Here is a 14,182-nt window from a genome sequence, read left to right as displayed (position 1 = left end):
GAAGTGGATGAAATCGTGGGCTTTTGTGGCAAGTTATCCCAAAAAAGGAAAATTATTTATTTTTTTTAGTGAAATGGTGTCTATTTTTAGCGACAGGGGTGATTAAGGTGAAAAATTAGGGGTCGTTTTTCCAGAAAGAAAAAACGTCCCCTAACAGAAGCTATTTTATAGGCTTAAAATAACTCATCATCAATAGCAAACAAACATTCACTGCCTGATTTTGCTGATGCAATTAATGAAATTCGACGTGGTAATAGTCGAGTAAAAAAGTAACGAGCAGTATGTAATTTACTTTGATAGAAATCTTTACCGCTTTCACCATTGTTATCTTGCTGTGACAAAGAGACCTGTGCCATTTTTGCCCATACGAATGCCATCGCTGTATAGCCAAAGACATGTAAATAATCATTTGCAGATGCACCGAGTTCATTAATATCATCTTGTGACTTAGATAATAAGTCACTCGTTAACTCAGTTAAATCAGTGACCGCTGCTGTTAGCGGTGTAATAAATTCACGCATAGCTTCATCATTTGCATTACTTTCAATGAAAGTATTCACTTCATCTGTAAACACTTTTAGCATAGCGCCTTTAGAGCCTGCTACTTTACGCATCAATAAATCCATGGCTTGAATACCATTGGTTCCTTCATATATTTGAGTAATGCGCGCATCACGTACCAATTGTTCTTGGCCCCATTCACGAATGTAACCATGGCCACCAAAAACTTGTTGGCCCGCAACCGTATTTTCGAACCCTAAATCAGTAAAAAATGCTTTGGCAATAGGTGTCATCAGTGCCGCTAAAGTTTCACCTTTAGTCTGCTCTTCCCCTTCACCATAAGTTGCGTAATCAAGTTGCATAGAAATATAACTAGAAAGAGCACGTGATCCTTCATTTAGAGCTTTCATATTTAAAAGCATGCGACGAACATCACCATGAACCATGATAGAATCCGCTTCTTGATCAGGATTTTTAACACCATTAGTTTTACTGTCTAGCGCTCTTCCTTGCAGTCTATCTTTTGCATACTCTAACGCATTTTGATAAGAACGTACCGCAGCACTTAAACCTTGGATGCCTACACCAATACGCTCAAAGTTCATCATAGTGAACATACAAGCTAGACCTTTATTTAGCTCTCCAATTAAGAAACCTTTTGAATCATCAAAATTCATTACACAAGTTGCTGAGGCATGGATACCCATTTTATGCTCTATAGAGCCACAACTCACATTATTAAATTCACCAAGTGTTTCGTCATCATTAACATTAAACTTAGGCACTAAAAACAGAGAAATACCACGGGGACCTGCTGGTGCATCAGGTAATTTAGCTAAGACTAAATGAACAATATTTTCAGTCAGATCATGCTCACCACCTGTGATAAATATTTTGTTACCGGTAATGTTATAACTGCCATCATTTTGTGGGATGGCTTTGGTTCGAATAATACCAAGATCTGAGCCTGAATGTGATTCTGTTAAACACATAGATGCAGACCAGTCACCTGCATACATTCGTGTCAAATAACGTTCCTTTAATTCTTCACTGCCATGTTTTGCTAGTGATAGTGCAGCACCTGCAGTAAGGACGGGATAAAGTGCAAAAGATATGTCAGCACTGCATAACATTTCTTCATGCATTGCCGTTAACATTTTAGGCATGCCCATGCCGCCATAGCTGACATCACCGCCAAGAGCAGTCCAACCGCCTTCAGCATAAGTATTAAAGGCTTCTTTATAACCAGGAGCCGTGGTAACGACTCCGTCGTTAAAACTCACCCCAATTTCATCACCTTGTCGAGCTATAGGATCAAGTTCTTGTTCTGCAATTTTGGCACACTCTTGCAAAATAGCTTGAGCAGTATCTTTATCAACTTGCTCCGCTAGTTTTGGTAATGTTTGCCACATTTCATCTGCTTTAAATACTTCGTAAAGCAAAAAACTCATATCATTTAACGGAACTTTATACTCAGCCATGGTGACTTCCCTTAGTAAATTTGGATTTCTGCGTGCTAAACACACAATTAAAACACTTGTTTGAATAATAATATAAATCGTAAAAATGTAAAGCTATATTGAACATTAGCCGGCTATTTTTTATCTTATGCAGAGATTACTAAAAGAATTAAAGGTATTTACTGGTTAGAACTTTGAACGCTCTTTGCTATTATCCTTGAAATTAAGTTAATGTCTTACTTAGAGTTTGTACATTTTACCAATAAAGTGGATAGTTAAACCTGACTGTGTAATTGCCATTCGAAAAAATATGTATACAAACTAATGAAAATGACAATAATTTTGAAAACCTGTATTAATGAGTGAAATTGACGTGATGCCTGACTTACCTTTTGCCCTTTTTAAAAAGTTTCATCTTCCGCTTTCAATAGCTGCCCTTTTATTATGTATTAGTCAAACACAGGCACAGCAGCTAAGTTTTCGTAAAACTCAAGTGGGGCAAGAGTATCATTTTCAATATCAATGGCTCGATTACACAAAAGCCAAACAGACAATGAGCTTTAACCTCAATCAAGAAGGACTATTTGAACGTTTTAGAAGCTTTAAAACATATCAGAAGAGTTATGCTCAAAAAACAATCCTCAAGCGTATTAAGAAAAAAATGCAACAAACCCCTATACAAGGTGTTCAGATTTTTTATCGACAACAACAAGACAGTTTTTTCATTGAAGCCAAGGGCTCAGACAGTAGTAAAGTAGCAGAAGCTTATCAAACTTTAGCGCTACTAGAAAAAGAGGTGAGACAGCAGTATTTTGAAGATAATTATTATCAAGCGTTTACCAACCATGATCAGGTAACTGGTATTAAAGTCGATCATGTTAGAATCGCTAATGATTCGGTCTTAGATTTAAAACCATTAAAACCACTGATTTTAGAGCATGTATCCATTAAGAATATTCGAAAAGTCACTAACTATGTTTTAGGTTTTGTGCAAAGTATTCCTTATAACCCTTTAGAATCTCGTCTTACTTCATCTGGTGCTGGTTTTAATCCCCCTTTACAGCTTCTATGGGAAAATCAGGGAGATTGCGATAGTAAAATGACACTAACGGCATCTTTATTAAGAGCATTAATGCCGCGAATTGATATGGCGTTAATCTATATTGAGGGTCATGCTTTTATTGGTATCAATATTCAAGGAGAACCGGGAGAAGTAACCATTACCCATAATAACGTAAATTACTTATTAGCTGAGCCGACGGGCCCAGCTTTGTTGCCTTTAGGGACAATAGCCCCAGAGTCGGAGTTAGCCATCAATCAAGGACATTATATTGCTCAGGATTATCATGAAGTATTATCTGCGCAGAAAGCTGAAACTAGCGTAAAATAAACAAACACTAGCCACAGCACGAATCTTACTAAATTAGGCTTTAGTTAGGAAATCAAACGTTAATCAATATCTGCAACATGAGCAAGAAAAGTCAAACTTGGCGCAAAAAAGGCACTACCCGTTTCCGCTTGAGTATATTTAAGTAAATGATCTGAATTACCATGGCCATCTCCGTAAATCATGCTTTTGAGCATAATTTCGAAGGGCTTAGGTGATTGGCAATACGAAACGAAAAATAAGCCTTTTCGCTTCATATCACCATAAGGCATACTTTGCCTTACGATTTCAATGCTATTGCCTTGTTCATCTTTAAGGCTCGTGCGTTTAGTATGTGCTGTAAGCGGCTTATCATCACTATCGTATTCAACATTATCTAATTTAGTTCGACCATAAACATCTTCTTGTTCATGTTCAGCGAGAGAGTTCCAAAGTGTTAAGTTATGTTGATAGCGTTGAGTGTGTAAATAACTCCCCCCGACAAAATTAATATCATCTTGTGCTTTAACCAAGGCAACGTCTCGACGATGCAAACCTTGAGGGTTCTCTGTGCCATCAACAAAGCCAGTTAAATCTCTGCCGTCTAAAAACCTAAACGCTTGCACTTGCTCTATTAACTCAACACTATCACCGAGTAGTTGGCACACTTTAGTGCTGACAATATGATTAACATCAGCACGGTCACTGCGAATTTCAATATAAATATCATAACTGTTTGTCGGGGCAACTCTGTCATCACTATGCATGGTAGGAAATGGCGCTAACAATGCGGGACGTGCTTCAGGATAAAACTCATCCCAATATGCATCGCCTATAGCAACAACCCCAATAAGGTTGGCTTCTGAAAACTGCTCAGAATAGTTATCAAATAGCTTAGGCAAACGAGATATCGCCGCACGAATAAAAGCATTCTTATCATCTAGTGCATTGAATAATAAATAATTCCCATGAAGGTTTGGTTCAGCGCAAATACCAAATTGTTCTCTAGCCATTTTCCATTCCTATTTAACATATTTTAGAATACAAACTTTTATTGACCGTATTGTACACAATAAATATTATGTTATACCAGTTTAGTTACGTTTATGCTCTTGTTTTGCGTAGAGAAAATAAATCAGAATCAAAGGTTCAACTTATCAATAGTTCACAATTCGTACTAGTCTGGGCTAGATAACTTTCCATAACCCTTTATCATTAATACACATTAACTCTTTTAGTGTTTCTTTTTCATCGCCAAAGCTGTTATTAAAGGTAACCATTAGACATTGTTGCTTATTTTTAGTCGTCTTTTTACCCTTAATAATAGTGCCGCGATTACCACTTTCAACATTTTGCCAAACTGACTTTGTTTGGTTGCTGTCATTGAGTAATGCCACTACTTTTTCTTGCATAAGTGCAATATCTCGAGCGGTTAAATACTTAGCAGAACGAGAGTCAGCATCGACAATTCCAGTTAAACCTGAAACCACTTCAAATGGCAAGTTAATCACACCTTTAAAAAAGCCAGAAACTAAACCGCTACTCGCCTCTGAACCGACGGTTTTAGCATCAGCGACAGTATTTTCAATGCGTGAAAGGTATTCTGGAATATATTCTCTGGAGAGCTCGATTTCCTTTAAATAATGAGTGGAGTGAGGTCGCCAACGAGCAACCTCTTCAGTGGTATTATTGGTCGTTATAACAACATCATCAACACGCTTTAGTATCGCTGGCATAGAAGCTTGCAATTCTTCTACTTGCTGTTCAATATTTGCTATTTGATCTAGCAACCTTGGTAATTGGCGTGAGTAATATTCACTTTCAACGATGACTTGTTGTACGACAGGTAGAGTCGCTTCAACTTGTGATAAAATAGCAGGCGTTTGTTGAGAGACTAAATTTCTCACTTTGCTTACTTCAATTCTCACTAAAGCTACTTCACTAACAATGTCATCCACTTTAGGACTCACTAAATCTACTGTTGTTGTCGTTTTCTCAATGGCACTGATAATAGCTGGCACATGCATTGTAAATTTAAATAAAGACAATGCTAACAGAGCAATGGCTAGAGCCAACAATGCTTGGGAATAAGAAAATTGTTTTACCATAGGTATTCTACTGATGCTCTATCAAGTTAATTTCATCTACTAAACAATGGGTCAACTCACCAATCAATTCATGCTCTGGCTTATCTGTCATTGATCCTTTTCTAATTATAGTCTCTAACTCTTTTGCTGCCTGATTAAGTTCTATAAAGCCAAACATTTGTGCAGCTCCAGCTAAGCGGTGAGCAAGTAAAGCTATTGCTTTAATATCCCCTTTATCTCGATAACGAATAAGCTCTTCTTTATCTTTACTAAGATTGACTTTAAATTCAGCAATTAAGTCACTTAAATCTACCTGAGAGAGGCTTTGTTCAGCTTTATTAATAAGCTCACTGGTTAAAAACGCTTGCCTTATTAAGTTATCTTGTGAGTTAATTTGCGCGCTTTTATTTGGTTTATTCGTTAAATATTTAGCGATAGTAGCGATAAAATGTTTTCTTTCTATCGGTTTCTTTAAATGTCCCGTAAAACCAAGTCCCAAGTATTGGCTAACCTCATGAGACATAGCGTTCGCCGTTAAAGCATAAATAGGCTGATTACACCCTAAAGCTCGCAGGGTTTTAAACGCTTCAACGCCATCCATTTCTGGCATTTGAATATCCAAAAGCACTAAGTCGGGTTGATGTGCCACGCAAAGTGTCACCGCTTCCTTACCATTACTGGCAACAATGACCTCCAGCCCTAAGCTCGTTAATAAGCGGGCGATCAATCGCCTATTGTCATCGTGATCTTCAGCCAGCAATATCTTCCCACTAAAAAATACTTCGCTACTATCCATAGCAGGCGAAGCAACTAAAGGCGCTATACTGTCATTACTATCATGTTGATAAGGGAGTGTTAAACAAAAGCAGCTTCCTTTGCCTAATTCACTGCTTACTTCTATATTCCCAGACATTAATTTTGCTAACTGATTTGATAAAGTCAGTCCAAGCCCTGAGCCACCAAAACGTCTGCTAATACTGTTATCTGCTTGAGTGAAAATTTCAAAAACTTGGGCTAAATGTTCCTCACTTAATCCTATGCCAGTATCAGAAACAGTAAAAATAAGTTGTTCTTTTTGCCGACTAATGCTGAGCATTACCTGGCCATTTTCAGTGAATTTTATCGCGTTAGCGCATAAGTTAAGTAAAATTTGCTTTAATCGTAAACTATCAACGTGAATAATAAAGGGTGAAGGTAATTGATGCTCAATAGTGAAATCTAAATGCTTTTGTTGGGCTTGTGGAGTAAAAGTGTGGGATAAGTCTTGAAGTAACTCAACTAAGTCAAGAGATTGAATTTCTAATTCAAATTTATTCGCTTCAATACGACTTAAATCCAAAATATCATTAATCAACTCAAGTAGATGTAAACTATTTCCATGAATAACTTCGATGTCTTCTTGTACTTTATCTTTATCTATATCGTCATGAATAATGGCTTCTGCATGGCCAACAATAGCTGTTAGTGGTGTACGAATCTCATGGCTCATATTCGCTAAAAATTGACTTTTCACTTGATTGGCTTTTTCTAATTCTATCGTCAAATCTTCCAGTTCATGGGTACGTTGTTTTACTCGTAACTCTAATTCTTGTGTTAAGCGCCTTTCAAGATAACGGCGATAGATGAAAAAGGTCACCACGAGAACTAATATTAGCAGTAAAATAATAATATTACGTTGTTGCTCGATTTTGGCCGATTGTAAAACTTGCAGCTTTCTGCGCTGCTCTAAATCTACGATTTTTTGATTTAGTTGTTCAGACTCAAACTCCGCCAACTTAGCATTCAGGGTATTATTAGAGGTGAGTAGATAACTTTTTTCATATTGCTGCTGTTCTTTAAGAGCTTTAATAAATTGTTGATTGCTAGCACTAATTAAGGCTGAAATAGCTAAGTTTTCGGTTAGTAGTATTTGGTAATCAATTTTTTTACCAACAGCAATTGACCGTTCAATGTAATGCTCAGCTTGTTTAAAGTTACCAGAATAAAAAAAAGCTTTTGCCAAACTTTGCAAACTACCTGCATAGGCCTTTTGGTGGCCAACTTCTTCACTGATAATCAAGGCCTTTTTTCCATAATACATAGCCTGCTCGACATCAAACATATCATTATAGAGTTCAGACATATTATGTAGTTGTGCGGCTATATCATGTTTAAAACCATGTTGTTGAAAATACTCTAGTGCAGACAATAAATTTGCCTTAGCCAGAGCAAACTGCCCAGAATATTTGTAAGCTATGCCTAAATCAGCTTTCGCTGAAGCCACACCATAGCCGTCTTTTAATTGCTGTCGTTTATCTATTACAACGGTCAGTATATCGATAGCACTATCAAAGCGCCTTAAACTAATAAGCAAAGCAGCGATATTATATCGAACATCAATTTTATCTTCTTCATTACCATATCGGGCATACAAAGGCTCAGCAAGTTGATAATTTATCAATGCTAAGTTTGATTGTCCTAAGGAGGTATAAACGAGCGCAATATTGTTCAAAAGATTGGCACGTTCAATCGCAAACATATTCATGCCAATAATTTGGTTATTATCATAATAAGCCAAAGATATTTGATATGCCTTCAGTGCTCGCTTTAATTCACCCTGATAATAAAACAGTATGCCCAACATTTTATCAGCTTGAGCTTTTAAACTGAAAAGCTCAGATTGTTGAGCCAATTCAATAGCATTATTAACCGCATCAATCCCCTGATTGTATTGATGTAGAGTAAACAGTACCTTTCCCTGACTTAGCGATACTTCAGCCTTTTCACCAATAGTAAGCTCTGGTGAACCATATAGAATGATTAACTCTTCCAGTGCGGATTTTTTATCTGATTTCTGGCTAATCTCGGTTAGTTGTTTCTTTAATTGACTATCCTGAGCCCACGTTTTATCCACCAACCCTAGACTTGCTGTGGTGAATAAAAATAATAGCAGTATTATTCTTGTCAGACGTTCCATCATCAGGTATTCAAAGCTCAACTTTCGCTATCATAAGGTACTGAATCTAACGAATATTAGTAAGGGGTTATTATTTATAGCATTATTTGCAATTAAAAAACATCATATCCCTAAATCGTCTTTGCATTTTGACATAATAAATTGCATTACCTACAATCCAAATCTACGCCTATACAATGGTATGACTTCAGTTTTCTCATTTAAGGATAGCTCTATGATTAAAAAATCTGTTGTATTAATGCTCGTATTAACAAGTATTACCAGCCAACCCACCATTGCCTATAACGCTAAAAGTCAATTTGTCGAAGTAGAAATCCGCTCTCTTGATGCCTTAATGACCTTATTTAAAAAACATAATTACACCAGTAATGATTGGAAAAACGGTGTTAGAGAAGTACCAAGATTAACGTTCGAAGGCGTCAGTGAAAGATGGAAAGAAACATCAAGCGAGATCCCTGTCAAACAAAAAAAACAGGTGTTTTTTCGACTAATGGCACCTTTAGTTTTAATATCTAATGAGAACATTCTTGCAGAGCGCCAAACTGTAAAATCAGCACCCTTATCATCAAAAGCATTGCTTGTTATCGCTAAAAAATATCGTTTATTTAACAATACCCCCTTAACTCTGACTGAAAACCAACGCCAACAATTATTGCAGCAAGTTGATATTATGCCGCCATCATTAGCATTGGCGCAAGCAGCAGAGGAAAGTGGGTGGGCGACCTCACGCTTTACCGAAGAAGGTAATGCTTTTTTTGGTCAATGGGATTTTTCGGGTAAGGGAATGATACCTAAACAACAACGAAAAGAGTTGGGCAACTATGGCTTAGCTCGCTTTGATAGTCCACTGGATTCTGTTGAAGGATATATGCTGAATATTAATACGACTAGTGCTTATAAAAAACTTCGCGTATTAAGAGCGAAGTTACGTCAAGAGAATAAAGCTATAACAGGATTAGAGTTAGCTGGTACATTAGATAAGTATTCTGAACGTGGACAAGCCTATATTGACGGTCTTCGATCTATGATCCGATATAACAAGTTAGAGGATGTCGATGAGGCATATTTATCCAAAACTATTTTAATTAAACTTGTCTCAGCCAAAAAATAGCGCTCATCCCAAATTAAAAAAGGCAAAATCAACTTACTGTGATTTTGCCTTTTCTTCTCTCGCAATTTTATATTAACTCACAAAGTGCTTACTAAGTTATGGCTCTTTCATCGTAGCAATTTTTGCAGTGAGTTCTGTTTGTTTATCACCTGAGAAAAATCGTTTAACTCCTGCAATAAGGCGCGATGTTAATCGCTTGAGGTCTTCAATAATAATATACAAACTTGGAATTAATACTAAGGTGACTATCGTTGCAAACAATACCCCAAACGACAGTGATACCGCCATGGGGATCACTATTTGTGCCTGAGCACTGGTTTCAAAGAAAATGATCGGTACTAAACCAATAAAGGTAGTGATCGAAGTTAACAAAATAGCGCGAAAACGTTTGGTTCCAGCATGTATTACAGCATCTTTTAAACGTTCTCCACGCTTTCTTGCTTTATTAACAAAGTCGACCATGACTAAAGAGTCATTAACGACCACACCTGAAGCAGCGGCAATACCAAACATGGATAACACACTTAAATCTAAGCCTAATATCATGTGGCCAAACACTGCGCCAATAATACCAAAAGGTATCACGGTTAATATCATCAAAGCTTGAGAGTAGGACTTTAATGGTATTGCCAAGAGTGAAAATATAATCATGATAGAAATTAATAGATCACGAACTTGTTCCGCGGCACCATCCATTTCTTCCTGAATACGACCTGATACTTCGCTTTTTACCGATGGATATTTTCTAAGTAAGTTAGGGATAAAATTATCACGAACATCTTTAGCTATTTCAAAGGGTTCAACTTGCTCAGCATCAACAGATGCCCACACATTAACAGTTCGATTACCATTTTCACGGCGAATACGAGTAACACCATCGGTCAGAGTAATGTCTGCTAACTCGGATAAAGGCAATTCAGCACCATTTGGCGCCTGAATCATAACATTATCAACATGGCCAACACTGCTGCGTTGCTCAAGGGGATAACGCACCATCACCTTAATTTCTTCGCTATCACGCAAAATGCGCTGTGCCTCTAAGCCATAAAAGCTATAACTAACTTGCGAGGCAATATCTTCTAGAGTTAGGCCTAAGCTATAGGCTAGGGGTTTTAAGGTGAATTGCACCTCTTTCGCACTAGTTTGGCGGGAATCATTAACATCACCCACACCTTTGAGGGTATTTAGTTTAGTTTTTAATTCTTGTGCTGCCGCCATAAGCTGTGCATCATCCTGACTTTCCAATCTAAAGGCAATATCACCATCATCACGGCCACTACCAAAGAAATTATCACTAATGGTTAGCGATTTAACACCAGGGTAATCAGGAATAGCATTTCGCCATAAATCAGCAAGTTCAAAAGTATTGATCGCTCTTTCTTTTGGAATAACTAACTTAACCATCACTTGACCATTAGTTCTACTACGTAAATCAACCTGCATATCGGCAATCATCGAGCTGCCATATTTTTCTTCAATATCCTGATCTATTTTATAAATAATACTTTCAATGTTTAACAGGGTATTTAAGGTGGATTTTTCCGAAGCATCTATGTTCATTTCCACACTAATTCGAGGAAAATCATGAGGGATTTTAGGTTGCCCCACATAACGTACTAAACCACCACCAAATAATCCAGCACTTAGCAACATCAAACTGATAAAAAACATCAGTACTGCATATCGATATTCAATAAAGGTTACTAAAGTGGGACGATAAATATTTTCGATAAAGTTTTTCAACTTCGTATCAATCCAAGCTCGAAGTCTATCCAGAGGGTTTCTCGAATTAAACTTTTTTACTTTCATTTTAACTAAATGCGCAGGCAAAATAAGTTTTGATTCTATTAGGGAGAATATCAGGCATAAAACTACCACCCCACCAATGGCTTTGCCAAAGGCCGATGATGGTCCTTCACCAAAGAGGAAAGGTATAAATACAGCAATAGTCGTTAATACACCAAAAGTTGCTGGTATAGCGACACGTTTAACACCACGAATAACATTGTCTGTAGTATGGCCGTGCTCTTCTATTTCATCATGGGCGCTTTCTCCCATAACTATGGCATCATCAACTACAATGCCCAAAACCAATATAAAGGCAAATAAGCTAATAACATTGATGGTAACACCGATAAACTCCATCGGCATGAATAATAAAGTACCTAAGAAGCATACTGGCAAGCCCATCATTACCCAGAAGGCTAAACGAACACGTAAAAAGAGAGCCAACATCAAAAAGACTAATACAGCACCACTTTTCATGTTGTCTAGCATCATATTCAAACGACCATTGAGATAATATGTTAAATCAACCCAGGTTTCTAACTTAACACCTTTAGGTAAAACCGATGATTTATCATCAACATAGCTATTCATAATATCAGCAATCTTCGTGATACTTTGATTCTCTGAGGCGCCAATAAAAATAGTGATAGAGTTTTCGCCGTTAAACTTAGAGTACTGCAATCCTTCTTGGAAACCATCATTAATGGTCGCAACCTCTCCTAACATGACTTTTGTGCCATCTTCTAAGGTAAGCACTGGAATTTGTTCAAATTCATAACCACGATAGGCTTGGTTTTCAACGCGTAAGTTGATATATCCATTTTCTGCGCGTATCTGTCCCGCTGACATATTGCGGGAAAAACTGCGTACCGCGTTAGCAACGTCTCTGAAGCTTAAACCATATTCTCGTAATTTATCTTTACTAACTTCAACTGATATTTCATAAGCTAAACCACTATATAACTCAGAAATACTGATACCGGGTAGTTGCTGTATTTCATTATGAATTTTGCGACCCAACTCTTTCAATTCACCATTAGTTAAGTCACCATACAAGCTGATGTACATCACTTCTTGACGAAATTTCTCTCTTTCAACTTTGATTCGCTCCATACCTTCAGGAAAACTGGAAATAGAGTCTATCGCTGATTTAACTTCTTCAAGTACCACTTGTGGATCATAATCCAGCTCAACTTCAAACCAGCCGTTGGAATAATTTCGATTCGAATAGGTAATTACTCGTTTAAGACCCTGGACTGATTTAAGCGCTTCCTCAATCTTAATGGTAATACCTTCTTCAACCTCTTGTGGTGCGGCCCCAGGATATGGCGCGGCATACGAAATCCAGTTAAACTCTACTTGGGGAAACATCTGTTTATTTATGGTTAGTGCCGTTAAAGCGCCACCAAGCAAAATAAAAACCATAAGTAAGTTGGCAGCAATAGTATTACGCGCAAACCAGGCAATAATGCCTTTTTTTGTATCGATATCAGCATGAGGTCTATTTAAGTTTTCGCTGTCATTTTTTTCATTAGTTATCAAATCACTAGAGCTCATAACTATTCTCCTGACTCAATATTATTCGCCATTTGAGTTTCACCCTGCTCAGTTTCTTGGTCTTTTTCTTCCAATTGCAAAGCATCTGAAGCTAAGGCTAATTTCATGCCATCCACAGGGTAATCTAGCGCTGACACAATCAGTTGGTCACCATTTTGTAGACCATTTGAAACAATCACATGACTACCTTGCTGGCGAACAATGTCAATTACCGCATAATGCAATCGTGAATCACTATCTAAAATAGCAACCTTGCCATCAATCACTAAATGTCTTGGTACTGAGGTTGCTTGGGCAATGCTATTACCAACAATTTTAGCGTTAACATAACTGCCAAAACGAAGAGGCGTTATCTTCTGCTCAGCATTACTTTTTAACTGATACGGATCATTTAGCTCTGCGACTAAATAGCCCATACGACTCTTATTATCTATAACTCCTTCATTTCGCTTGATAGTAGCGCTCCATTGCATATCTTTACCCGCATATTTCCCCAAAAGATTTACTTTTGCATTCACGCCGTGGTTAGCTAAAAACTCAAGTTGATTATCAGCAACAGGTAAACGTATTTCGGCTGTCTCGGTTGCCAATACATGACCAATTTTACTGCCAACACCAACAAAAGATCCTAAGCCAATATTACGACTATTGATCATGGCATCATACGGCGCTCTTATTTCAGTACGCTCTAAGTTACGTTCAGCACGTAATACTGAGGCTTGTGCTGCTTTAACACGTGCAAGTTCCTGCGCAAGTTGCGGTTTACGTAAGCTTAACTCTGTTGGCGAAGTATCTGTTATTTGCTTCCATTCACGCTCGGCCACTTTGCCTTGAGCAACTTCTGTTTCTAGTGCCGCTCTAGCAGTTGCCATAGCGGCTTGTGCATCAATAAGCGCCGCTTGATAATCATTCGGATCTATCCGCGCTAACAATTGGTCTTTTTTAACAAAACCACCGCGAAGAAATGTGTCGCTCAATTCAACTATTTCACCGTTAACTTGAGCAATGAGCTCTGTTTCATATTTAGGAGTCACCATGCCATAAGAGTTTACTTCTAGTGTCATTGGTGTGACTGAGATTTCGCTTACCGCTACGATTGGCGTGTTATCAACTTCAGCTTTTTCTTCTGGTGGTTTTTTCATACTAGAAAAAACAGCCATGGCAGCAATGCCTGTTGCTAAGATAACTATAGGTATAATAATTTGTTTTTTAGTGGCCACTTTTAATCCCTTTTTTCTTTAAAAGTTTTATATATTTTTTTATTTGCTTCATTGTGCGCAAATTTATCTTTATTTTAATAGCGCTAGAATAACTAATTCTTAGTTACAAGTATTAACAAAGATGTAACTCAGTATT

General features: G+C 37.5%; 8 protein-coding genes. 2 read left to right on the top strand and 6 right to left on the bottom strand.

Annotation, left to right across the window (positions count from 1 at the left end; translation table 11 throughout):
* Positions 1-173: 173 nt before the first annotated feature.
* Positions 174-1,982, bottom strand: a complete 1,809-nt coding sequence (locus ND2E_RS20940) for an acyl-CoA dehydrogenase C-terminal domain-containing protein (RefSeq protein WP_033091855.1) — start codon at positions 1,980-1,982, stop codon at positions 174-176.
* A gap of 337 nt (positions 1,983-2,319) precedes the next feature.
* On the opposite strand from ND2E_RS20940, the gene ND2E_RS20945 reads away from it, so the two are divergent.
* A complete protein-coding gene (locus tag ND2E_RS20945) occupies positions 2,320-3,351 on the top strand; it encodes a hypothetical protein (protein WP_052056160.1) in 1,032 nt (343 codons plus the stop codon).
* Between the two features lie 59 nt (positions 3,352-3,410).
* On the opposite strand, the gene ND2E_RS20950 is transcribed toward ND2E_RS20945, so the two are convergent.
* The 3 genes from ND2E_RS20950 to ND2E_RS20960 all read right to left on the bottom strand — a co-directional run bounded on the left by ND2E_RS20950 (position 3,411) and on the right by ND2E_RS20960 (position 8,373).
* Positions 3,411-4,340 carry a Dyp-type peroxidase gene (locus ND2E_RS20950; protein ID WP_033091854.1) on the bottom strand — a complete coding sequence of 310 codons (930 nt, stop codon included), beginning with the start codon at positions 4,338-4,340 and terminating at the stop codon, positions 3,411-3,413.
* A 174-nt stretch (positions 4,341-4,514) separates the two neighbouring features.
* The gene (locus ND2E_RS20955) at positions 4,515-5,435 is read right to left on the bottom strand and encodes a hypothetical protein (RefSeq protein ID WP_033091853.1); all 921 of its coding nucleotides are present in this window, start codon (positions 5,433-5,435) and stop codon (positions 4,515-4,517) included.
* A gap of 7 nt (positions 5,436-5,442) precedes the next feature.
* Positions 5,443-8,373, bottom strand: a complete 2,931-nt coding sequence (locus ND2E_RS20960; RefSeq protein ID WP_223303493.1) for an ATP-binding protein — start codon at positions 8,371-8,373, stop codon at positions 5,443-5,445.
* Positions 8,374-8,584: 211 nt separating this feature from the next.
* Between ND2E_RS20960 and ND2E_RS20965 the strand changes: the two genes are divergently transcribed.
* On the top strand, positions 8,585-9,481 hold the full coding sequence (locus tag ND2E_RS20965) for a glucosaminidase domain-containing protein (RefSeq protein WP_033091851.1): 897 nt from the start codon (positions 8,585-8,587) through the stop codon (positions 9,479-9,481).
* A gap of 96 nt (positions 9,482-9,577) precedes the next feature.
* Here ND2E_RS20965 and ND2E_RS20970 read toward each other — a convergent pair whose 3' ends face one another.
* Complete coding sequence (locus tag ND2E_RS20970) at positions 9,578-12,826, bottom strand: efflux RND transporter permease subunit (RefSeq protein WP_223303492.1); 3,249 nt, start codon at positions 12,824-12,826, stop codon at positions 9,578-9,580.
* A 2-nt stretch (positions 12,827-12,828) separates the two neighbouring features.
* The gene (locus tag ND2E_RS20975) at positions 12,829-14,046 is read right to left on the bottom strand and encodes an efflux RND transporter periplasmic adaptor subunit (RefSeq protein ID WP_033091850.1); all 1,218 of its coding nucleotides are present in this window, start codon (positions 14,044-14,046) and stop codon (positions 12,829-12,831) included.
* Positions 14,047-14,182 lie beyond the last annotated feature (136 nt).

The sequence above is a fragment of the Colwellia psychrerythraea genome (genome assembly GCF_000764225.1).
Classification (GTDB): Bacteria; Pseudomonadota; Gammaproteobacteria; order Enterobacterales; family Alteromonadaceae; genus Colwellia; species Colwellia psychrerythraea_D.
This window is presented reverse-complemented; position numbering and strand designations above follow the sequence as displayed.